22 protein-coding genes are annotated in these 21,813 nt (G+C 51.4%); 1 reads left to right on the top strand and 21 read right to left on the bottom strand.

Going from position 1 to position 21,813, the window contains the following annotated elements; all coding sequences use genetic code 11:
* From B2067_RS07440 to B2067_RS07410, 7 genes are all read right to left on the bottom strand, one after another.
* The coding region (locus B2067_RS07440; protein WP_301387965.1) for a fatty acid desaturase family protein at positions 1 to 996 on the bottom strand (996 nt) is incomplete at its 3' end.
* Between the two features lie 14 nt (positions 997 to 1,010).
* Entirely contained in the window at positions 1,011 to 2,138 is a 1,128-nt protein-coding gene (locus B2067_RS07435) for a ferredoxin reductase (RefSeq protein WP_297533394.1), read from the bottom strand.
* A gap of 680 nt (positions 2,139 to 2,818) precedes the next feature.
* Complete coding sequence (locus B2067_RS07430) at positions 2,819 to 4,414, bottom strand: isocitrate lyase (protein ID WP_301387963.1); 1,596 nt, start codon at positions 4,412 to 4,414, stop codon at positions 2,819 to 2,821.
* Between the two features lie 160 nt (positions 4,415 to 4,574).
* Entirely contained in the window at positions 4,575 to 5,510 is a 936-nt protein-coding gene (locus B2067_RS07425; RefSeq protein ID WP_301387961.1) for a sensor histidine kinase, read from the bottom strand.
* A complete protein-coding gene (locus B2067_RS07420; protein ID WP_301387960.1) occupies positions 5,503 to 6,051 on the bottom strand; it encodes a heme NO-binding domain-containing protein in 549 nt (182 codons plus the stop codon). Before B2067_RS07420 ends, B2067_RS07425 begins: the two co-directional genes overlap by 8 nt.
* 135 nt (positions 6,052 to 6,186) lie before the next feature.
* Complete coding sequence (locus B2067_RS07415) at positions 6,187 to 6,330, bottom strand: hypothetical protein (RefSeq protein ID WP_301387959.1); 144 nt, start codon at positions 6,328 to 6,330, stop codon at positions 6,187 to 6,189.
* Between the two features lie 201 nt (positions 6,331 to 6,531).
* Positions 6,532 to 7,725, bottom strand: coding sequence for an NAD(P)/FAD-dependent oxidoreductase (locus B2067_RS07410; protein WP_301387957.1), 1,194 nt, complete (start codon positions 7,723 to 7,725; stop codon positions 6,532 to 6,534).
* 74 nt (positions 7,726 to 7,799) lie between these two features.
* Between B2067_RS07410 and B2067_RS07405 the strand changes: the two genes are divergently transcribed.
* Positions 7,800 to 8,597: a lysophospholipid acyltransferase family protein gene (locus B2067_RS07405; RefSeq protein ID WP_297533400.1), complete on the top strand. Its 798-nt coding sequence runs from the start codon at positions 7,800 to 7,802 to the stop codon at positions 8,595 to 8,597.
* Positions 8,598 to 8,629: 32 nt separating this feature from the next.
* Here B2067_RS07405 and B2067_RS07400 read toward each other — a convergent pair whose 3' ends face one another.
* The 14 genes from B2067_RS07400 to pyrH form a co-directional block, all read right to left on the bottom strand.
* Entirely contained in the window at positions 8,630 to 9,145 is a 516-nt protein-coding gene (locus B2067_RS07400; RefSeq protein ID WP_414716214.1) for a methyl-accepting chemotaxis protein, read from the bottom strand.
* A gap of 192 nt (positions 9,146 to 9,337) precedes the next feature.
* On the bottom strand, positions 9,338 to 10,006 hold the full coding sequence (rnhB, locus tag B2067_RS07395) for a ribonuclease HII (RefSeq protein WP_297533401.1): 669 nt from the start codon (positions 10,004 to 10,006) through the stop codon (positions 9,338 to 9,340).
* Complete coding sequence (gene lpxB / locus B2067_RS07390) at positions 10,003 to 11,139, bottom strand: lipid-A-disaccharide synthase (RefSeq protein ID WP_068441138.1); 1,137 nt, start codon at positions 11,137 to 11,139, stop codon at positions 10,003 to 10,005. Before lpxB ends, rnhB begins: the two co-directional genes overlap by 4 nt.
* Before the next feature lies 1 nt (position 11,140).
* The gene (gene lpxA, locus B2067_RS07385; RefSeq protein WP_068441136.1) at positions 11,141 to 11,911 is read right to left on the bottom strand and encodes an acyl-ACP--UDP-N-acetylglucosamine O-acyltransferase; all 771 of its coding nucleotides are present in this window, start codon (positions 11,909 to 11,911) and stop codon (positions 11,141 to 11,143) included.
* Positions 11,908 to 12,372, bottom strand: coding sequence for a 3-hydroxyacyl-ACP dehydratase FabZ (fabZ, locus tag B2067_RS07380; RefSeq protein WP_068441133.1), 465 nt, complete (start codon positions 12,370 to 12,372; stop codon positions 11,908 to 11,910). The genes lpxA and fabZ overlap by 4 nt, the downstream gene beginning before the upstream one ends.
* 3 nt (positions 12,373 to 12,375) lie before the next feature.
* Complete coding sequence (gene lpxD, locus B2067_RS07375; protein ID WP_301378564.1) at positions 12,376 to 13,392, bottom strand: UDP-3-O-(3-hydroxymyristoyl)glucosamine N-acyltransferase; 1,017 nt, start codon at positions 13,390 to 13,392, stop codon at positions 12,376 to 12,378.
* A gap of 17 nt (positions 13,393 to 13,409) precedes the next feature.
* Positions 13,410 to 13,910, bottom strand: coding sequence for an OmpH family outer membrane protein (locus B2067_RS07370; RefSeq protein ID WP_068441127.1), 501 nt, complete (start codon positions 13,908 to 13,910; stop codon positions 13,410 to 13,412).
* 27 nt (positions 13,911 to 13,937) lie between these two features.
* The gene (bamA, locus tag B2067_RS07365) at positions 13,938 to 16,496 is read right to left on the bottom strand and encodes an outer membrane protein assembly factor BamA (protein WP_301387956.1); all 2,559 of its coding nucleotides are present in this window, start codon (positions 16,494 to 16,496) and stop codon (positions 13,938 to 13,940) included.
* 27 nt (positions 16,497 to 16,523) lie between these two features.
* Positions 16,524 to 17,861 carry an RIP metalloprotease RseP gene (rseP, locus tag B2067_RS07360; protein ID WP_301378568.1) on the bottom strand — a complete coding sequence of 446 codons (1,338 nt, stop codon included), beginning with the start codon at positions 17,859 to 17,861 and terminating at the stop codon, positions 16,524 to 16,526.
* Positions 17,858 to 19,039, bottom strand: a complete 1,182-nt coding sequence (gene ispC, locus B2067_RS07355; protein ID WP_301387955.1) for a 1-deoxy-D-xylulose-5-phosphate reductoisomerase — start codon at positions 19,037 to 19,039, stop codon at positions 17,858 to 17,860. Before ispC ends, rseP begins: the two co-directional genes overlap by 4 nt.
* A complete protein-coding gene (locus B2067_RS07350; RefSeq protein WP_301378572.1) occupies positions 19,036 to 19,881 on the bottom strand; it encodes a phosphatidate cytidylyltransferase in 846 nt (281 codons plus the stop codon). The genes ispC and B2067_RS07350 overlap by 4 nt, the downstream gene beginning before the upstream one ends.
* Positions 19,874 to 20,641, bottom strand: a complete 768-nt coding sequence (locus B2067_RS07345; RefSeq protein WP_273090549.1) for an isoprenyl transferase — start codon at positions 20,639 to 20,641, stop codon at positions 19,874 to 19,876. The genes B2067_RS07350 and B2067_RS07345 overlap by 8 nt, the downstream gene beginning before the upstream one ends.
* A gap of 6 nt (positions 20,642 to 20,647) precedes the next feature.
* Complete coding sequence (frr, locus tag B2067_RS07340; protein ID WP_068441105.1) at positions 20,648 to 21,205, bottom strand: ribosome recycling factor; 558 nt, start codon at positions 21,203 to 21,205, stop codon at positions 20,648 to 20,650.
* A partial coding sequence (pyrH, locus tag B2067_RS07335; protein ID WP_301387953.1) for a UMP kinase occupies positions 21,202 to 21,813 on the bottom strand: 612 nt, incomplete at its 5' end. The genes frr and pyrH, both read right to left, overlap by 4 nt.

Below are 21,813 nucleotides of genomic sequence, written 5' to 3'. Positions count from 1 at the left end.
GGCACATACCTGGCGAACGCGCTCAGCGGCCTCGCCATAGCGATACGATGGCATATCAGGAAACAGGTGGTGCTCTACCTGACGGCTCAGATGACCGCTCATGATGTGCATGACTTTAGAGCCTTCGAGGTTAGACGAACCCAGAATCTGGCGGTAGTACCACTGGCCACGGGTTTCATTCTCACATTCATCTTCGTTAAAGGTGTGCACTTCTTCGGTAAAATGGCCACAGAAGATAATGATGTTCGCCCACACGTTACGAATCAGGTTAGCGACCAGGTTACCTGCAATGATGGCAAAGAACATCGGCCAACCAAGGAAGATACCAACAATGGCTGGGTAGAATACGTAGTCGCGGAACACTGCACGTCGAATTTTCGAAAAGAAGTCTTTAATCAACTCAGCATGTGAAATAGGTAACTTGCCTTCTGGACGGCGCTTACCTATGAAGATGCGCTCACCAAACAGTTCGTGGTAAGCAACAGCCCACTGAAACGACATCATCAATACGAACAGCCGGATTGGCTGCCAGCGATAATGCTCTTTCCACTTGATATCATCGCTAAGACGCAGAGTGTCGTAACCGAAGTCACGGTCCTTGCCGATGATATTGGTGTATGTGTGGTGTTCGTAGTTATGAGTGCGTCGCCAGGACTCACCATCACAGACGTTATCCCAGTCGAATGTGCGTGAGTTGAGGTGCGGATCGTTCATCCAATCGTATTGGCCATGCATAACGTTGTGCCCAATCTCCATATTATCCAGGATTTTGGCACAGCCCAGCATTACGGCACCCACTAACCACCAGACCCAGTGGTAGAAACCTGCGACCATGACGGCCCGCCCACCCAGCTCAAGAAAACGCTGAACGCGCACGATTTTACGGATGTAATTCGCGTCTTCCTGACCTACTTTGGCCATGATGTCGTCGCGGATTTCATCCAGATCTTTATGGAATGATTCCAGTGTCTCGGCACTAGGAAGATGTGTTGTCATTATAATATTCCTCGTTAGACATCCAGAACCACATCATTGACAGGAACCGACACACATAACTGAATGTCTTCTCTGCCAGTGTCTGAGTACTGACCGGTGAGAGTGTTCAGAACTACGCCGCTTTTTTTAGTACATTTGCATTGGTGGCAGACACCTACACGGCATCCGGCCAGCGGCTTGAGTCCATTTTGCTCGGCAAGCTCAAGAAGGCTCACTGGGTTTTCAGCACTGCTCATCGCAGCAACCCCACCTTTCTCGAAGTTCACATAAGCATCTTTTGCGTCAGCGCGGTCGAGTTCAATCGGAGCCGCGCCAAAGTATTCGAACATGATATTTTCAGCAGAAACGCCCTGCTCTGCAACAACACCACGCACGAGCTGGATCATTGGCGTTGGGCCGCAGATCATGATTTTACGTTCTACGAAGTCTGGGCAGACTTCCTGAATATGCTCCGCACTGAACACGCCTTTTTCGGCACTGTTCATAAAGGTCACACGAATATTGTCGTGTTGAGCTGCAATTTTCTCGAACTCTTCTTTGAACAGCGCATTGGCTTCGTCACGAACATAGAACATAAGGTGCGCGTCGCGCTTGTCGCCGGTTGCGGCCATCTGGCTCAGCATTGAGCGGAAAGGAGTAATACCGCTACCACCAGCAATCATCAGAACTGGGTCATTGCCCGCAGGAAGGACAAAATCGCCTTCTGCTTGGGTCAGATTACAGATACCCCCCGCTGCAAATGCCTCACGCAACCAGGGGGTTACACGACCACCTTCCTGAACACGAATACTCATCTCGATCAGACCGGTTTTTCTGAAGTGTGCCGGAGCGCTCGATACAGAAAAGAAGCGAGTCTGAAGGGTACCGTTCTGTTCGGCGGTAATCTGCAGGTGCTGACCGGCTGTAAAGCCTTTCCAGCGTTTTCCGGGACGAATGACCAGTGTGTATACATCGTTAGTCTCTGGGCGTACCTGGATGACTTTTGAGCGGATCGCTTCGGTCGTCCAGCCTGGTACAGCCATCTGAATAAGAGGTTCGAGGTATGCGCTGATTTTGTTCTGCTGCGTCAGGCTCTGTGCCACCCACTCGTGGGCTTTAGAGAAGAAAGATCCTGACTGCACACTGGTTTCTGCTTGGCTCATAATTATTCTACTTTCGTAATGTGAGAATGCGCTGTCTCATCGGCTGAGATTACCCACGCAATGTTAACGAACTGTAACCTTGTGTCTATTGGCGACAGGGGCCACTTCGGATGAAGTGGAAACAGCAAAAAGCTTGTCCGTTACTTACAATTCAGTCAGCTACTGAAAATAAATCCTTATAAATCAGTATATTGGACGACTTTGTCAAAGAATGACTTGCTGCAGGTCAGCGTTACACGCGGTTATTAGTGCTTCTCAGGAAATAATGTTTTTATTCTTGTTGTGATAATGGAAACATTTTCCAAGCCACATAGGAAGAAGTTCTTATGTAAGTGTCAGGAAAATACCACATTCTGTGCCATGATTCCGGAAATGGCTTGCCGTTGTCATTTTAATGTCATCGCCGAAGGGTGTCCTGGGGCGACGCTAATCTGTCGGGGAGAAGCTCTCCTCCTACAGAATCGCTCAAGCTTCGCGTTGAGCTCCTACAGGTCCGTAGGTCAATTCGTAGGAGCGCTTCAGCCAGCTCGCCTGGCTATGCGCGATATTTCGAGGAGAAGCTCCTCTCCTTCAGAATCGCTCAAGCTTCGCGTTGAGCTCCTACAGATCGGAGGCACATAAAACCGCGGACACAAAAAAAGCGGCCCGCAGGCCGCTTCTTTAGAACAACTAATCAGATCTTAAGAGAACTGGTTAGAAGTGTTCTTAGCACCACCGGCTTTCAGAGCGTTCTCACCAGCAAAGTATTCTTTGTGGTCGTCGCCCATGTCAGAGCCAGCCATGTTCTGGTGCTTAACGCAAGCGATGCCTTGACGGATCTCTTTACGCTGTACGCCTTCAACATAACCCAGCATGCCCTGCTCACCGAAGTACTCTTTAGCCAGGTTGTCCACAGACAGTGCAGTCGTGTGGTAAGTAGGCAGAGTGATCAGGTGGTGGAATACGTTTGCTTCACGTGAAGTATCAGCCTGGAACGTCTTAACGCGAGCGTCAGCAGCAGCAGACAGTTCAGAGTCGTCGTATTCAGCAGACATCAGGTTAGAACGGTCGTAACCAGAAACGTCTTTACCTTCAGCTTCCCATGCATCGTAGGTCTGCTGACGGAAGTTCAGAGTCCAGTTGAATGATGGAGAGTTGTTGTAAACCAGTTTCGCATCTGGGTGTACTTTACGTACTTCGTCCATCATGCCTTTGATTTCGTGTACTGTAGGTACTGCAGTTTCGATCCACAGCAGGTCTGCACCAGCGTTGATAGCTTCGATACAGTCGAATACGCAACGCTCGTGGCCAGTGCCCTGACGGAACTGGTACAGACCAGAAGGCAGACGCTTAGGACGAACCAGCTTGCCGTCACGGTTCAGCAGTACGTCGCCGTTCTTAACGTCTTCAACGTTAACTTCTTCAACGTCCAGGAATGAGTTGTAAACGTCACCCTGATCGCCTTTCTCACGAACAACAGCGATTTCTTTAGTCAGGCCAGCACCTTCAGAGTCAGTACGTGCAACGATAACACCGTCGTCAACGCCCAGCTCAAGGAATGCGTAACGCAGAGCGCGCAGCTTAGCGTGGAAGTCAGCGTGTGGAACGGTCACTTTACCGTCCTGGTGACCGCACTGCTTCTCGTCAGCAACCTGGTTTTCGATCTGCAGGCAGCAAGCACCCGCTTCGATCATCTGCTTAGCCATCAGGTAAGTCGCTTCAGCGTTACCGAAACCAGCGTCGATGTCAGCAATGATTGGTACGATGTGAGTCTCGTAGTTGTCAATCTGACCCTGGATTTCTGCTTCTTTAGCAGAATCACCAGCTTCGCGAGCTGCGTCCAGGGCACGGAACAGACCACCCAGTTCACGAGCGTCAGCCTGACGCAGGAAGGTGTACAGTTCGTTAACCAGTGACGCTACAGCAGTTTTCTCGTGCATAGACTGGTCAGGCAGAGGACCGAACTCAGAACGCAGAGCTGCAACCATCCAACCAGACAGGTAGAGGTAACGACGCTTAGTAGAACCGAAGTGCTTCTTGATAGAGATCAGCTTCTGCTGACCTACAAAACCGTGCCAGCAACCCAGAGACTGAGTGTACTTAGTCTTGTCTTTGTCGAACTCTGCCATGTCTTCGCGCATGATCTTGGCAGTGTAACGAGCGATGTCCAGACCAGTTTGGAATTTGTTCTGAGCGCGCATGCGTGCTGCTGATTCTGGGTCGATAGCATCCCATGGGCTACCAGCTGCTTCTTTCAGCGCTGCTACCGCTTTGATGTCTTCTTGATAAGTTGACATAAGTCAGTCCTTAAAAGAGTGGGTTGAAAAGTTTCACGGAGCAGCGAAATTGCTGATCCGCGACTTCTGACAGAGCGAATAGTAGTGCTTTAGATCCCATAATTAAAATCAATAGTATCTATATGTACTATTTTTCCAGTGAATGGATATAAAAGGGAGTTCAGTCGTCTGCGGGCGGTAGTAAAATCGTGAAAGTTGTGCCTTCTCCGATCTCACTTTCAACGGTAATGCGTCCGTTATGTTCCTCAATGAATCCGTGGGAAAGTGACAGCCCGAGCCCTGTACCCTCTCCGACAGGTTTCGTGGTGAAGAAAGGCGTAAAGAGCAGATTGAGATGCTCTTTACTGATGCCGTGGCCGTTGTCCTGGAAACGGATCTCAATGTAACCGTTGTTGTAGGTTGTGGATATGTGAATGTCGCCGTTCTCGTCAACAGCCTGATTCGCATTAGCGATCATGTTGGTGAACACCTGGTTTAACTTTCCGAAATACCCCTTCACTTTGGGTAGCTCGCCGTAGTCGACGTGTACCTGCGCATGGTATTTGGTCTGGTTGCTGAGTATGTTTACAGCGCCGCGCACACACTCATTGATGTCGACCAGGTCCATCTCACCGCTGTCTTCCCGGGTGAAGGATTTAAGATCCGCGACGATCTGCTTGACGCGTTCAAGGCCTTCGATGGTTTCGGAGGTAAGACTCTCGAAGTCCATCAGCAGATACTCTACGTCGTACCGCGTCAGGCCTTCCCGCCACGCCTCGCGTATCTTTTCTCCATCGGCGTCGCTGTTAACCAGCTTGTCCATGGTGAATACAAACGTCTGAATATCAGACATACCTTCTGACATGGTACAGAAGTTACTGTAAATGAAACCGATGGGGTTATTGATCTCATGCGCGACACCCGCAGACAGGACACCCAGGGATGCCATCTTTTCGTTATGCAACAGAGCCTTCTGATTCTCTTGCATACTGTCATGAGCTTGCTGAAGTTTGAGGAATGAGTCATAGAGCTCGCGGGATTTATCCTCAAGCATCTGTTCTGCCTGCTTTCTCAGCGTTTTCTCTCTCAGGTAAGCAGTACGGTAATCTTCAGTCATCAGCCCCCCCGACAGTTATCACGATATGGCAGGCGCCCTCTCCGTGATGCATACATTGCGGTTGTTGTATCGTCACCTGCTCTTTGAAGTGATTGGCTGAGCCACTGATCAGGCCTTCAGCGAGATGACACAACTTACGTTGCGACCTGTAGATCATCGTCAACGTATGTCCGCCGTCTTCTTCATAAGAAAAAGACGGCAGGTTTGCATCCGGGTAAAATTTAAGTACCTCACCATGTACGATCTGATCAACCGACTTCAGAAAATCGATCAGGCCGTTACTGTTCTCGAAAAAAACCGGGAAACGAGCATAGAATTCGGTGACCATGAATTCACCAAATGTCCGAAGCAAGGTGGGTATATCCTGGCCCGTCATTTCAGAAGCTGCCCCCAACAAAGCAACCATTTCACTGTCGTCGTAGCTTTCTGACGACAGGTACATGCCATGTGATCCCGCTTTCTCAAGAAGCTGGTTCCAGCCTTCGAGGCCGAATTTTTCTTCAATCATGTCTCTGAGGATGTCGAACACTACCCCTTTCATGTCACCCTCCTATCTCTTTGGTTAAATCGCTCTGCTTTTCAACCGCCACGTCCAGTGTTCTTCCCGACCAGTTCTGCAAGTGACTCAATCTGCTTATCAACTCGCTGGTGAGCGCGTGCCCTTTGCGCAAAAGAATCATGCCTTTCTCACTGTAAGGTCCTGAGCTAACACCATTCCTTCTTCGAGTTCATCTGTCCCCAGATAAGAGGCATCCTCTGCAAGGTTTGCGGTGTCGAATGCGCCGCACTCCTCACAAAAATATTCAGCATGGCCGGTCATACCTCATATTGCTCTGGCGAACTAATTCGGCTTTTGCTTCTCATCGTCCTGGGCTGCCGCATCTCCAAACGCCATGAAATCACTCCGGGCAAGGGGAACTGATTTCAGTCTAGACAAAGCTCTGATGCATGCCCGAACCTTACGTAATATTCCCGTAAGGCCATATCTCGAATGTCACATTAGGCAGGTTGGCATTCTAATCTACCCGGCAGTCAGAGCCTCCGCAGCGGCTGCAGCGCTGGCCCAGGCCCATTGAAAATTGAATCCGCCCAGATGGCCTGTGACATCGACAACTTCACCAATAAAGTAGAGGCCAGGCACCTTACGGGACTCCATCGTCTGAGAAGACAGCTCTGTTGTATCGACTCCACCAATCGCGACTTCAGCAGTCCGGTAGCCTTCCGTGCCCGCCGGTTTGACACGCCACTGATGCAACGACTCGGCCAGAGCCTTGATGGTTTTCTTGCCCGTTTCAGCGAGAAAGCGATCTTCCAGCTGGTGATGAGCTAGCCACTGTTCAGCAAACTTCTGTGTCGTCAGGCTAGCCAGCCAGGTCTTGAGGTGGGTTTTACCTTTCTGCTGCTGGGCCTCTTTGAAGGCTTCAGTCAGGTCGATCCCCGGCAGAAGGTTGATTTCAACCGTGTCTCCCTGAGTCCAGTATGAAGAAATCTGCAGGATAGCCGGGCCACTCAAGCCCCGGTGTGTAAAGAGTAAGTCGTCATTAAACACCTGATCACCACAGGTTACAGACGCTGGTAAGGCGGTGCCCGAGAGCGCCTTACACAAAGTGCTCAACTGATCTGTAATGGTAAATGGCACCAGTGCGGCGCGCGGCGCAAACACCTGATGTCCGAATTGACGCGCAAGATCATAACCAAAGCCCGTGGCCCCCAGAGTCGGTATCGACGGCCCACCAGTGGCGACCACGAGAGAGCGGCATGAGTAGTCTTCAGTAGATGTACTCAGAGTAAAACCGCTCTCGCTCTGGGTCACCGAGTTAACTGAAGTATTCAGCTGAATTTCAGCGCCTGTCCGGTGGCACTCCTCGAGTAACATCTCGAGAATGTCCGAGGATTTGTTATCACAGAATAACTGTCCATCCTTCTTCTCATGAAATGGTATACCGTACTGACTGACCAGCTCGATAAAATCCCATTGGGTATACCTGGAGAGCGCTGACTTGCAGAAGTGTGGATTCTGGCTCAGGTAGCAGCCAGGCTCGATGTAATAATTGGTGAAATTGCATCGCCCCCCTCCCGACATCAGTATCTTCTTACCCGCCTTATTGGCGTGATCCAGTACTCTGACTGAACGTCCCTCGGCGGCAGTGCGTGCAGCACAAAATAAACCTGCTGCTCCGGCACCAATAATGATGACATCTGTGGTCGTCGACATTCTTATTCCTGCTATTGCCCTGCTGTTTGCGGCTGCTATTATGCCAGCGTTTTGTGACTCACTGGACTGCTGATATGCCCCTGATTGATCGGGAAGGATTGATAAAGGCGTCAGGCCTCGCTGAATGGCAGGCTGACATTGTACTCAGATTATTAAAAATTCCTCAGCTGACGAAAATCTATGACCGTGTTGATCGCCAGCATGGCATTGATCTTATTGAAGACGCACTGAAAGATCAGAACATCCAGTTAGATTACGATGTCGAACGATTAGCTCAGGTTATTCCCAAAAGCGGCCCTTTTATTACGGTGTCGAATCATCCCTTCGGATTCCTGGACGGCATCATTCTGCTTTTGATTATCGGCCGTATACGCCCCGAGTACCGGGTCATTGCGAACTTCCTGCTGGCCTACTTTGAGCCCTTCTCCGATCTGTTTATCACAGTGAATCCATTCGAGAACAGTGGCCCAAAGGCGATGGGGGGTACACAGAAGTCATTAGATCAGTTGAGCAAAGGGCTGGGCCTGGGGTTATTCCCGGCTGGAGAAGTATCCACCTGGTACAAAGGTCAGTCGGGTATCAAAGACAAAAGCTGGTCACTCTCCAGTATGCGGCTTATTAAGCGCGCGGATGTTCCGGTCATCCCCATCTATTTTGATAGCCAGAACAGCCTGAGCTTTCACCTGCTCGGCAAGGTACATCCGCTGATCCGTACGTTGCGGATTCCTGCTGAGTTTCTTAAGAAGCAGAATAAAACCATCCGGATGGTGATTGGTGACCCCATTCTGCCTGAACAGGTTACGCCATTATCAGATGAAGAACTCGCAGACTGGCTCAAAAACACAACTTACGGCCTTAAGGGCCTGTCCTGAGCGCCCTTCGTTGATCTCCCCTTGAGAGGAGATCAGAATAACTCGGCGTCACTACCGGCAAATGAACTGGCCAATTGAGAAAGAGTCGAGACCTCATTTTCCAGCCTCTGAATCGCTTCAGCGACTTCAGAGGTTGAGGAGAACGCCTTTTCTATGGCAGTACGAATAGAATCAAATCGCTCAGCCACTGTTTTATTCAGTGCATTCTGGCTCTCACTCGATTCCGATAACCCCGACAAATACGCATTAATCTCGTTGGAAGTGTTCAGTAACACACCGACTGCTTCATTGAATTTATTAGAGCTGTCTCGCCCGCGCGATGCCAGCTCGCTGACCTGTCGCATGGATTCCTGAGCCTGATGAGTAATGCTGAGAATGCCGCTAACTTTTTCACTTATCTCGCCACTGGAGCGATGCGTGCGCTCTGCTAACTGGCGTACTTCGTCAGCAACCACAGCGAATCCGCGACCATGCTCACCAGCCCGCGCAGCCTCAATAGCAGCATTTAACGCTAACAGGTTCGTTTGCTCTGCAACCGCCTGAATCACGGTGACAATCTCTGAAATCTCACTGCTCCGCCGGTTGAGCTCATCGATGCGAAGCCCGGTTCCGTCACCTGATCTGATACCGCAGCATTCAGATCTTCCCTCGGGAGTTGGTTGTTACTTCCAGACTAGTACCGGGGAAAGACTTTGCATGAAACTGGCAGGTGGTTTACATAACCCCTCAAAATCTGAAGGTCAGTCTTTCAGGAGACGTTTTACCGGAGCGTAAGTCCGACGATGGATAGGACACGGACCCAAAGCTTCGAGAGCCTCAAGATGCGCTTTGGTACCGTAGCCTTTGTGCTTCGCGAAGCCATAACCCGGGTACTGTTCTTCCATGTCGACCATATCACGGTCACGTTGAACTTTGGCCAACACAGAAGCTGCTGAGATTGCTGCAACTCTGGCATCCCCCTTGATCAGGGCGGTAGCAGGTATGTTTAAATCAGGCAGCTTATTACCATCGATCAGAGCGTGGTCGCACGGAACACGCAACCCTTCGACAGCGCGCGTCATAGCCAGCATCCGGGCATTGAGGATGTTGATGCTATCAATCTCTTCGACCGATGCGCTGGCAATACAGAAGTCGACGGCTTTTTCACGAATTTCGTCGAACAGTCGCTCGCGCTTTTTCTCGGTCAGTTTTTTCGAGTCTGTGAGTTCAGGAATCGGCTTATCGGGATCAAGGATCACAGCGGCAGCTACGACGTCACCGCAAAGCGGACCAGCACCCGCCTCATCAACGCCACAGTAGATCAGCCCCCCGCGAATAAGACCGGCTTCTTCTTCGGTTATTTCTGGCTCGGTTATTTCTGGCTCGATCATCTCTGAATCAGCCACTTCTGGCTTGCTGATGTCAGTCATCTGGCTTTCAACAGCTGGCTGATGGCTTCAGCAGCTTCTTCATCTGCGTTTCGCTGAAGCTGACGATGGATAAACTGGAAGGTTTCCTGCAGTTGATGCACGGTGTCGTTATCTTCAAGTCGCTCTGCAAGCGCCGCCGCCAGCTTTTCTGGCTGAGCATCATGCTGCAGCAATTCAGGGACAACCTCCCGGCCCGCAAGCAGGTTTGGGAGAGAGATAAACTCCTGTGTCACCATACGCTTGAGAATCCAGTAAGTCAGCGGTGCCAGACGGTAGCTGACTACCATAGGCCGCTTCATCAGCATGGCTTCTAAGGTCGCGGTTCCTGAGGCCAGAAGGATCACGTCGGCAGCCGCCATACAGGTTTGCGACTGACCAAGAATAATTTTTACCGGCAACACTTCCGGGTATTCATTCACCAGCTGCTCGACCTGATCACGACGCTCAACACCAGGGACAGGAATAATAAACCTGAGGTCCGGATCTTTTTTCAGCATCAGGCTTGCCGTATCCAGAAACAGCTTACCCAAACGCGAGACTTCACTGCCCCGACTACCTGGCATCAGGCAGACGGTTTTCTTATTCAGTTCCAGGCCGAGATTTTCTCTGGCGGGTGTTTTGGGCGTCTCGAATGGAATTTTGTCTGCCAGATGGTGGCCAACAAAACGTACCGGTACTTTGTGGTTCTCATAAAATCGCGCCTCGAAAGGAAAAAGTGTCAACATCAGGTCGACGGCTTTTTCAATCTTGAGAACACGCTTCTGGCGCCAGGCCCAGACGGAAGGACTGACGTAATGAACGGTTTTAATCCCTGCAGCGCGAAGCTGCTGTTCGAGCCCCAGATTAAAATCAGGCGCGTCGATACCGATAAACACATCGGGCGGGTTCGCAATCCAGTCACGGACGAGTTTCTTGCGTACGTTGATCAACTCAAACAGGCGGCCGAGCACTTCGACCAGGCCCATCACAGAGAGACGCTCCATCGGCACAAAGCTGACCATACCTTCGCTTTGCATCATTGGGCCACCGATGCCTTCAAACGTCGCTTCTGGGTATTTTTCCTTCAACGAGCGGATAAGACCGGCGCCCAGCATATCTCCGGAAGTCTCTCCGGCCACCAACGCGATTCGCATATCAGCGGATAATCCCTCGACTGGCAGCTTCGATACTTTCGAGCAGCATGGCTACGCCAGCATCCTCTGCTGCCACAGGCGCAAGCGCTTCTTTGGCTTCTGCCAGAGTCAGGTTCTGACGATAGATCGTCTTATAGGCTGCACGGATACGCATGATGCTATCTTTTTCGAAGCCGCGACGCTTCAGGCCTTCACTGTTAATGCCATGAGGTTGCGCCGGATACCCCTGCGCCATCACAAACGCTGGAATGTCCTTCAGAACGACAGTCCCTGCACCGCACATGGCATGGGCGCCAATCATGCAGAACTGGTGAACCTGAGTTGAGCCACCAAGAATCGCCCAGTCACCGACATGGACATGACCCGCTACGTTAGTGTCGTTGGCCAGAATGCAGTGATCACCAATCACCGCATCGTGAGCGACGTGAACATTCACCATAAAGAGGTTGTCGCTACCAACAATGGTGGTGCCTTTATCCTGAACCGTACCACGATGGAAAGTACAGGCCTCGCGGATAACGTTGTTGTCACCGATCACCAGAGTCGTCGGCTCGCCAGCGTACTTTTTATCCTGACACTCTTCACCGATAGTTGAGAACTGGAAAATACGGTTGTTCTTACCGATCGTCGTTGGGCCTTTGATAACTACGTGAGGACCAACAACGGTTCCTTCACCGATCTCGACGTCCGGACCAACAATAGAGAAAGGACCGATTTCCACACCCTCTGCAATTTTCGCAGCAGGATCGATCACAGCTCTTGGGTCAATCATGCCACCTCCAGAGTATGTTCAGCGCAAATAATGTGAGCACAGCAGACAACCTCACCATCCACTTCAGCCTTGCAGTCAAACTTCCAGATACCTCGACGGCGGCTGACGAATGCTGCTTTCAGAATCAGCTGATCACCGGGCATAACAGGACGCTTAAAACGCACATTGTCTGAGCCGGCAAAATAGAAAATGGTATTCGGATCACGGGCTTCACCGATCATCATCATGCCCAGATAGCCTGCCGCCTGAGCAAGAGCCTCAAGCGTCAGTACACCTGGCATCACCGGGTGGCCTGGAAAGTGACCGTTAAAGAAGTTCTCATTTATGGAGACGTTCTTCAGTGCCTCAATATTGGAGTTTTCTTCTGGGTCAGTTGCGCAGGACAAAATTCTGTCCAGCAGCAGGAAGGGATACCGGTGAGGCATCACCCGCTGAATCTGTTCAATGGTTGCACCGGACATGCATCAGTCCTTCAGTTGTTTTTCTAAGTCTTTAATACGCCTTGCCATACTGTCTAACTGACGGAAGCGGGTCGCCGCTTTACGCCAGTCATTAATCGGCATCTGCGCAGTCCCGGTGGCATAGCCACCCGGAGTGTTAATCGATTTACTGATGACGGTTTTCGGGGCAACAAAAACGCCGTCGCAAAGCTCGAGATGACCTGCAACACCAGCATTTCCCGCCAGCGTGCAATGCTTGCCAAGCTTAGTGCTGCCAGCAACACCGGCCTGAGCTGCCATCGCGGTCCCATCACCCAGTTCAACGTTATGAGCGATCTGTACGTGATTATCGAGGATGACGTTATCACCGATCACCGTGTCGCCCAGCGCACCGCGGTCGACACAACTGTTGGCTCCGATTTCGACATCGTTGCCAATGCGCACGCCACCCAGCTGCATGATTTTGACCCAACGCCCTTTGTCAGGCGCAAAACCGAAACCATCAGCGCCGATCACAGTTCCGGAGTGGATTCTCACCCGCTCTCCGAGAGTAACGTCGTGATAGAGCGTGACGTTGGCATTAAGGTGGCATCCACCACCCAACATACAATGATCACCAATCACCGTACCCGCACCGATTTCACAATCGTCGCCGATAATCGCGTCTTCGCCAATTACGACATTAGCCGCAATCCGACATCCCGCACCTACTTTTGCCGACTCTGAGATCACCGCGGTCGGATGAACGCCAGAGGCAGTACGTGGGCGGTTATCGAATAACTGAGTAGCTAGGGCAAACGCCAGGTAGGGATTGTCACAGACAAGAGCACTGCCTGGGACTAGTTCTGCATCGGCATCACGAACGATAACCGCACTCGCCGCAGAATCTGCAAGCTGCTTGCGGTAACTTTCGTTGGCCAGAAAAGCAATTTCACCGGAGGATGCTTCCTTTAAGGTCGCAACTCCGGTGATCTGCTGATTACCGTCACCACGAAGCTCTGCTCCGAGGTGATCGGCCAATTCAGATAGACTGATCTGCACGGGAGGATCGTCCGTTATTATTTCTCAGCGTTAAGACGTTCCAGCAGCAGTTTGGTGATATCTGCTTTTGGAGACTTGTAGATGGCTGCCTGAGCATTCAGAACAACGTCGTAGCCCTCTTTGTCGATCAGCTCTTTCAGGGTTTTTTCCAGGCTCGGAAGCTGCTTCTGGAAAAGTTCCTGACGCCACTTCTGTTCCAGCTTCTGCAGTTTATTGCCGTAGAACTGGTATTCCTGACCCTTGGTCTCAAATTCATTTTTGATTGCACGAGCTTCTTCGTCACTCATGAAATCTTTTTCTTTTTCGATTTTTTTCTGAAGTTCAGTCAGACTTTCCTGAAGACCTTTCAGTTTATCGATATCAGCTTTGTTAGCTTTCTCGAATTCTTTCAACGCTTCCTGTGTCGCATCAGAAAGGAACAACGCCCGCTCCATGTCGACGACAGCGACTTTGGTTGCCTCGGCTGCGACCGCTACGTTGATGGTTGCTGCTGCAATGAGTGCCATTATCCAGCGCATTCTGTTCTCCTTTTATAATGATTGTCGTCAGAATACCTGACCCAGTGTAAATTCAAAGCCTTCTGTTCTATCCCCACGCTGTTCGTTCAGTGGGAATGAGTAAGTAAATGTCAGAGGTCCGATTGCCGTTATCCACGTCAAGCCAACACCTGTGCTGTAACGAAGCTCTTCAAACTGCAGGCCTTCATCACAGAATGGGTGTGAATTAAAGCTTGGCAGGTCAATATCAGAGGGCACATAACATTCACTGCTGAAGGTATTACCCGCATCCAGGAAGACAACACTACGTACGGAGCTGCGGTCCTCGATGAACGGGGTTGGGAAAATCAGTTCCAGACTACCTTCCACCAGCATGTTACCGCCTAAGGCGCGCTCGGTTTCACGGAAGAAAGGTGCCGTTACAACGGCGCCAGAGCTGTCCGTCTCGTAAGATGGAACGTAGCCAGCACTGTTAGAAATTGCTGTTGCTCCACCATCGGCGTCTTTGATGTAAATAACCTGAGGCGCACTGTCGCTGGTCAGTGGTCGGCCTAACTCGTCCGTCTCATACACGACATTGCCAGCTGCATCGGTCTCAGCCAGGCTGACGGGTACGTACTCAGGCAAGCCTTTTGGTCCGAGGCTGTTGATCTGATAGCCACGCACAGCACCAATACCACCGGAACGGAAGTTTTTGAAGAACGGCAGACGCTCGAGGTCACCGAAGCCATCGCCATATCCCAGGTCAGTTCTCAGACGCAAGCTCCACTCGGTTGCCAGCGGGAAGTAGTAGTTCGACGTATAGCTGGTCTTGTAATACGTCAGGTCACTGCCCGGCACAGATATATCGGCTTTTACCTTATGCTCCATACCATCGGTCGGGAACAGACCGCGGTTGAGGGAGCTGTAACGCCAGCTGAGGCCAAGTGTGTATTCATCGAACACATCACCTTCTGAGTCGATAAAGTCAGTAATTTCAGCAGGAACCGTCACCCCTTCAAACATTTCGGTATTGGCATAACCGACCGAGAACGACAAACGCTGGCGGCGAGAAATCGGATACCCGAAGGTTACGTTACCGCCATAAGTGTTGGTCTGGTAATCGCTTACCGTACTCAGACTTTCGAAGTCGGTTTCACGATAGAAGAAGTTAAAGCCACGGCTGACGCCATCGACGGTGTAATACGGGTTCAGGTACGAGAAGTTATAAGACTCAACCGTATCCGTCTTCTGCACTCCGAGAGACATACGGTTACCACTGCCCATAAAGTTATTCTGGCTGACGCTGGCACCGAGGATCATGCCTGAACCCGCGGCATAACCGATGTTAAAGTTCAGACTGCCGCTCAATTGCTCTTCGACCGTATAGTTAACATCGATCAGGTCATCGGTTCCCGGAACCGCTGGAGTTTCCACGTTAACTGTTTTGAAGAAGCCCAGCTGATTCAGGCGATTTTTACCGGCTTCAATTTTCTCGGTAGATGCCCAGCCGCCTTCCATCTGAATCATCTCACGACGCAGCACTTCATCACGGGTTCCGTCGTTACCTGAGAACTGCACGCTACGCACGTAGGTACGCTTACCAGGCTCAACGTAGAAGGTCATGTCGACCAGGCGCTCTTCGTCATCGATTTTTGGAATACCGTTCACTTTAGCGAAGGTGTAGCCGTCGTTGCCGAGACGCTTAGTCATCAGGTCACTGGTGAACGTAACCCGTCGGCGTGAGAACACATCACCTTCTTTCACCATGTACAGGCGAGTCAGTTCGTCTTCATCAACGACCAGATCACCTGCGAGTTTTACATCGCGGATATTGTAGAGCTCACCTTCCGACACACTGACGGTGATGTAGACACCACGTTTATCGGGAGAGACCGACACCTGAGTTGATTCGATATTGAAGCGAATATAACCACGATCGAGATAGTAGGAGCGCAGTGTTTCGAGATCACCGGCCAGCTTCTCGCGGCTGTATTTATTGTCGCTGGAGTACCATGACCAGAAGTTCGTGCTCTGCAAAGCCAGCGGGCCCAGCAGTTCCTCATCCGGGAAAATTTCGTTACCGACAATATTGATGTGCTCAATAGTCGCAACGTTGCCTTCGTCGACATTAATTTTCAGTGCCACCCGGTTGCGCGGCAGAGGTTCTACGTCAGTAATAATACCGGCGTCGTAACGGCCCTGAGCAACGTACTGTCGCTCCAGCTCGAGTGAAATTCGTTCAAGGGTTGAGCGTTTGAAGACAAGGCCTTCGGCCAGCCCACTCTGCTTCAGACCATCCATCAGTGCTTCTGTCTGAATCGCTTTGTTGCCTTCAATTTCGATAGAGGTAATGGTCGGCAGCTCGACCATGCGTACAACAAGCACATTACCGTCGCGGTACAGCTCGATATCTTCAAAGAAACCTTCACGGAACAGTGCACGCGTCGCCTCAGCGATACGTGCGTCGTCCACAGTATCGCCCGTTGCAATCGGGAACGCCGAGAATACGGTACCTGCCGAGACCCGCTGAAGCCCTTCAAGGCGAATATCTTCAACGGTGAAGGAGGCAGCATGGAGTGAGGCAGACAAGAGCCAGAGGGATATAACCGACAGCAGAAAACGCATGTAAATAAAAACCCAGTCGCCACCTCCTCAGAGGCGGCTTATATCATTGTAGAAAGCGACAATCATCAGCATGAGCAACAACATCATGCCTACTTTTACCGCAGCGATCTGAACAGACTCTGGCAGTGGTTTACCACGAATCAGCTCAGCCGTATAAAACAAAATGTGACCACCGTCGAGCATGGGCACAGGTAACAGGTTAAGTACGCCCAGCGACACACTCAGCAGCGCCAGAAAGTTAACAAAAACAATAAGGCCGCCCGACGCAGAATCGCCGGCTACTTTAGCAATGGTGATGGGGCCGCTCAAGTTCTTTACGGAGACATCGCCCATCAGCATTTTCCACAAGGAGTCCAGCGTCAGTACGATCAGGCTCCAGGTTTTGTCGACACCCATCACAAATGCCTTCACAGGGCCCGGGTGAACTTCTCTCACCCAGTCATCCGGCGCAACCGGAGCAACCGGCATCACACCAATACGGCCAATGACTTCGCCGCTCTCCAGGGTGATACTCTGTGGCCAGGCTTCGACTTCAATAATCTCACCGGCGCGATCCACTTCAACACGTACCGACGTGCCCGCTGAATTACGAATCAGGGTCACCCAGTCCTGCCAGTTGGCGATCTCCTCACCATTCGCAGCAATCAAAGTATCACCGGCCTGAAGCCCCGCAGCCTCTGCTGCCGAGTCTTCCATTACCTGAGAAATTTCCAGCGGAATCTCTGGCATCCGCGGTGTAATACCCAATTTGCTCAGAGGGTCTGGCCCTTCTTCTTCACTTAACCAGCGGTTAAGCGGCAGGCTCAACTCAACCGGGCGTCCGTCACGAATGACTTCCAGGCTGACGGTGCGCGTCTCTCCCAGAAAGGACAACAGTTCCCAGCTGACGTCCTGCCACGACTGAGTACTCTCACCATCAATCGCACTCAGTTCGTCACCCGGCAGTACCCCTGCGATTGCAGCGGGCGAACCCTCAGCAATGACAGACGCTACCGGGATAAACTGCTTTGAGCCAGCCCAGAAAAGTAAGGTATAGACAAGTATTGCGAAGAGGAAATTAGCAATCGGACCCGCTGATGCAATCGCAATCCGCGCCCATGGAGACTTACTGTTAAATTCCTGATCACGTAAATGCTCAGCAACCGGAGCTTCCCGGCTATCCAGCATTTTGACATAACCGCCCAATGGGATAGGCGCCAGAGAGTACTCGGTGCCGTGGCGATCTTTCACAGAGAACAGAGGTTTACCAAAGCCAACAGAGAATCTGAGCACCTGAACCCCAGCCCGGCGAGCAACCCAGAAGTGACCATATTCATGAATAACCACCAGAATACTGATCGCTATGATGAAATATAACAGCGTCAAAGGCTCTCCTCCTGAAGAAAACTTTCAGCGGTTGCTCGCGCCCAGCTGTCCGCCGACAGCACAGCATCCAGCGAATCGGCGCTCACTACAGAGTGCTGATCCATCACCTTTTTAATCAACGCAGGAATCGTCGTAAACCGGATGTCTTCGCGCAGGAAAGCCGCTACAGCGACTTCATTCGCTGCATTCAGTACCGCAGGCATGGTACCGCCTTGCGCAAAAGCTATCCTGGCGAGAGCCAGACAAGGAAAATTCTCTTCGTCCGGCGCTTCAAAGTTGAGTCGCGCGATATCAAAAAGATTCAGTGACTCGACGCCAGCCTCAATACGCTCTGGCCAGGCCATACCATATGCAATCGGGGTGCGCATATCTGGCTGACCTAACTGCGCCAACACTGAACCATCGCAATACTGAACCATCGAGTGAATAACGCTTTCCGGGTGAACGACGACTTCTACATCGTCAGCGGCACAGTTAAACAGGAAACAAGCTTCGATTAACTCGAGGCCCTTATTCATCAGGGTGGCAGAGTCGACTGATATTTTGGCACCCATCGACCAGTTCGGGTGAGCAACGGCCTGAGAAGGCGTTACATCGTTCAGTTCAGAAGACTGACGTCCGCGGAAAGGCCCGCCGGATGCTGTCAGCAATATCTTACGAATCCCACTCGCATCCAGACGACCTGCATAGTCAGCCGGCATAGACTGGAAGATGGCGTTATGTTCACTATCGATTGGAAGTAACTCTGCGCCGCCCTTCTTCACTGCCTCCAGGAATAAGGGGCCAGCCATGACCAGACTTTCTTTGTTCGCCAGAAGAACCCTCTTGCCCGCATTCGCACCAGCAAGAGTAGGCAAAAGCCCGGCAGCACCAACAATTGCTGCCATGACCTGATCAACACGCTCATCAGAAGCAACCTGAACCAGTGCATCCTCCCCATTCAGTACTTCGGTGACACAGTCCTCTGGCAACTGTTCGCGCAATTGAGCTGCCGCACTGGCATCCGCCATCACCGCATAACGCGGTGAAAACTCAGCAATCTGTCCGGCCATCTCTGCCACACGCGTCGCCGCAGTCAGAGCGTACACACGATATTTTTCAGGGTGACGACGTACCACATCTAAGGTACTGCAACCGATAGAGCCCGTAGAACCCAGCACGGTAATCCACTGCGTCATACAGCGAGGCCCCAATTGAGCAACATCATCATAAACGCAAATACGGGCACAGCCGCCGCCATGCTATCAATCCGATCCATCACACCACCGTGTCCCGGTAGCAGCGATGAGCTGTCTTTGATACCACGATGTCGCTTCATCATACTTTCAACCAGATCTCCCAACACAGAGATCACAGTGGTCGCAGCAGTAATGACAAAAATCTTCACAACATCTTCTGTCGTCAGAGGTTGCAGCCACAGATCCAGACCGACACAGGTTACTGCAGCCAGGAAGATGGTTGTGGCAAAGCCGCCCCAGAAACCAGCCCATGACTTCCCGGGGCTCACGTGTGGCGCCAGCTTGCTGTTGCCCCACTTACGACCTGCAAAGTAGGCTCCTGTATCAGCCCCCCAGACCACCAGCATGACATAGATGATCAGCAGAGAGCTGTGTGGCTCTTCTTTCAGGTGCATAAAGCCTACCCACATAGGGATAAGTACACACAAACCGAGGAAGGCTCTGATCACACGAGCATTCCAGATGTCGGTACCACCCGGGTAACGCTTCACCAGAGCAAAAGCGACCGTCCACCATAAGGTGCCGGCAGCAAGAAACCAGATTTTCCACTCTGGGTTGATGCGGAGAAATCGGGCACTGATGTAGAGGCAGACAAATACGAAGAAGGCGTAGAGAATACGGCTCCAGTTTTTTTTGTAGCCCGCGATATTCGCCCACTCCCATGCACCGATACTGCAGATCGCTGCGATGAAAAATGCGAAAGGCTTGAGCGGCAGGAAGAAGATACCCACAATCATTACCGGAGCGAGTATCAATGCCGTTATAACGCGCTGCTTAGTCACCGTTCTTGGCTTCCTTTAACTGATCATCAGTCCGCCCGAAGCGCCGCGTCCGGCTGGCAAAGGCGTCTAATGCTTTTTTATATTCTTCTTCTTTGAAATCAGGCCAGAGTACGTCTGAAAAATAGAACTCAGCATAAGCCGTCTGCCACAACATAAAGTTGCTGATACGCTGCTCTCCACCGGTACGGATCATCAGATCCGGCGCTGGGAACTCGCTTAGCCAGGTGTATTGGTGCAAACTGTGCTCAGTGATATCTTCGGGCTGCATCCGACCTGCTTTTACTTCCTCGGCCATACGACGCGCCGCCTGAGCGATGTCCCACTGCCCGCCATAGTTCGCCGCTACCACCAGCGTCATACCATCGTTAGACTGAGTCATTGCTTCAGATTCGGCCACCAGGCCCTGGATTTTTTCAGAAAAAGCGGAGAGGTCGCCCATGATTTTCAGGCGGATATTATTCTTGTGAAGCTTTTTTACTTCCCGTTGCAGGGCTGCAATAAACAGCTGCATAAGTGCACTGACCTCCTGCTCAGGGCGGCGCCAGTTCTCGCTGCTGAATGCAAACAGAGTGAGCACCTCAACCCCTGCTTTCGCAGATGTCTCAACGACTGCTCTGACCGCATCTACGCCAGCTTTATGCCCTGCGACGCCTGGCATAAACCGCTTTTTCGCCCAGCGGTTATTGCCATCCATAATTATGGCTACATGGCGAGGCACACTTCCCTGTGCGGCACTGGAGTCATCAATACTCGTGGACATGTCCGATCAGACCTTCATCAGGTCTTTTTCTTTCTCTGCGAGCAAGTCATCCACCTGACCGATAAATTTATCCGTCAGTTTCTGGATAGCATCTTCTGCGCCGCGTGACTCGTCTTCAGTAATTTCTTTCTCTTTCAGGAGGTCTTTCACACTGCCGTTTGCATCACGGCGGATGTTACGCACAGAGACGCGACCTTTTTCAGCTTCAGCGCGAGCTTGTTTGATGTAGTCTTTACGGGTTTCTTCTGTCAGCGCAGGCATCGGGAGACGGATAGTATCGCCGTTAGTTGCCGGGTTAAGACCCAGGTCAGATTTCAGAATGGCTTTCTCTATCTGGGGTACCAGGTTCTTTTCCCAAGGGTTGATTGCAAGGCTACGACCGTCTTCAACAATAACGTTTGCAACCTGATTTATCGGTGTCGGTGTACCGTAATAATCAATCATCACACTATCAAGAATCGCAGGGTTAGCACGACCAGTACGAACCTTCTTAAATGCTTCTACCAGAGCTGCAACGCTCTTGCTCATACGATCTTCAGCGTCTTTCTGGATTTCATTAATCATGCTTTTTCTCCACTTACAATCAGGGTTCCGTGATCGCCACCAGTCATCAGGCGACCCAGTACTCCCGTATCATTCATATTGTACACACGCAGTGGCATGTCATGATCCTGCGCCAGAACGATTGCAGTCAGGTCCATCACACCCAGTTGTTTTTCAAGGACTTCGCTGTACGTCAGCAAGTCGTACTTCTCGGCAGTCGGGTCCTTCTTCGGATCGGCAGTATACACGCCATCGACATTCGTCGCTTTCAGAACCAGATCTGCATTGATTTCGATACCACGCAGACACGCAGCAGAGTCGGTCGTAAAGAAAGGATTACCGGTACCGGCAGAGAAGATAACAACATCGCCCTGATTCAGGGCACGGATCGCACTACGGCGATCGTAGTGATCAACGACACCACTCATCGGAATCGCCGACATAACACGGGTCGGCATATTAGAGCGTTCGAGGGCATCACGCATCGCCAGAGCGTTCATCACAGTGGCCAGCATACCCATATGGTCACCAGCGACACGATCCAGACCAGCCTCGCTGAGTGCCTTACCACGGAACAGGTTGCCACCACCAATCACAAGACCTACCTGAACTCCCAGACCACGAAGCTG

The organism is Thalassolituus sp. UBA2590 (genome assembly GCF_002339775.1).
GTDB lineage: Bacteria > Pseudomonadota > Gammaproteobacteria > Pseudomonadales > Oceanobacteraceae > Thalassolituus.
The sequence above is the reverse complement of the archived record's forward strand: the minus strand, read 5'-3'. Positions and strand labels throughout refer to the sequence as shown.

Excerpts from the sequence above, each read along its gene's own strand:
- B2067_RS07425 (WP_301387961.1), bottom strand. The coding sequence starts at position 5,510 with ATGACTGAAGATTACCGTACTGCTTACCTGAGAGAGAAAACGCTGAGA.
- lpxA (WP_068441136.1), bottom strand. The coding sequence starts at position 11,911 with ATGATTGACCCAAGAGCTGTGATCGATCCTGCTGCGAAAATTGCAGAG.
- B2067_RS07405 (WP_297533400.1), top strand. The coding sequence starts at position 7,800 with ATGCCCCTGATTGATCGGGAAGGATTGATAAAGGCGTCAGGCCTCGCT.
- B2067_RS07415 (WP_301387959.1), bottom strand. The coding sequence starts at position 6,330 with ATGACCGGCCATGCTGAATATTTTTGTGAGGAGTGCGGCGCATTCGAC.
- ispC (WP_301387955.1), bottom strand. The coding sequence starts at position 19,039 with ATGACGCAGTGGATTACCGTGCTGGGTTCTACGGGCTCTATCGGTTGC.
- bamA (WP_301387956.1), bottom strand. The coding sequence starts at position 16,496 with ATGCGTTTTCTGCTGTCGGTTATATCCCTCTGGCTCTTGTCTGCCTCA.
- B2067_RS07345 (WP_273090549.1), bottom strand. The coding sequence starts at position 20,641 with ATGTCCACGAGTATTGATGACTCCAGTGCCGCACAGGGAAGTGTGCCT.
- lpxB (WP_068441138.1), bottom strand. The coding sequence starts at position 11,139 with ATGCGAATCGCGTTGGTGGCCGGAGAGACTTCCGGAGATATGCTGGGC.
- B2067_RS07435 (WP_297533394.1), bottom strand. The coding sequence starts at position 2,138 with ATGAGCCAAGCAGAAACCAGTGTGCAGTCAGGATCTTTCTTCTCTAAA.
- B2067_RS07370 (WP_068441127.1), bottom strand. The coding sequence starts at position 13,910 with ATGCGCTGGATAATGGCACTCATTGCAGCAGCAACCATCAACGTAGCG.
- frr (WP_068441105.1), bottom strand. The coding sequence starts at position 21,205 with ATGATTAATGAAATCCAGAAAGACGCTGAAGATCGTATGAGCAAGAGC.
- rnhB (WP_297533401.1), bottom strand. The coding sequence starts at position 10,006 with ATGACTGACATCAGCAAGCCAGAAGTGGCTGATTCAGAGATGATCGAG.
- B2067_RS07410 (WP_301387957.1), bottom strand. The coding sequence starts at position 7,725 with ATGTCGACGACCACAGATGTCATCATTATTGGTGCCGGAGCAGCAGGT.
- fabZ (WP_068441133.1), bottom strand. The coding sequence starts at position 12,372 with ATGTCCGGTGCAACCATTGAACAGATTCAGCGGGTGATGCCTCACCGG.
- B2067_RS07420 (WP_301387960.1), bottom strand. The coding sequence starts at position 6,051 with ATGAAAGGGGTAGTGTTCGACATCCTCAGAGACATGATTGAAGAAAAA.
- B2067_RS07430 (WP_301387963.1), bottom strand. The coding sequence starts at position 4,414 with ATGTCAACTTATCAAGAAGACATCAAAGCGGTAGCAGCGCTGAAAGAA.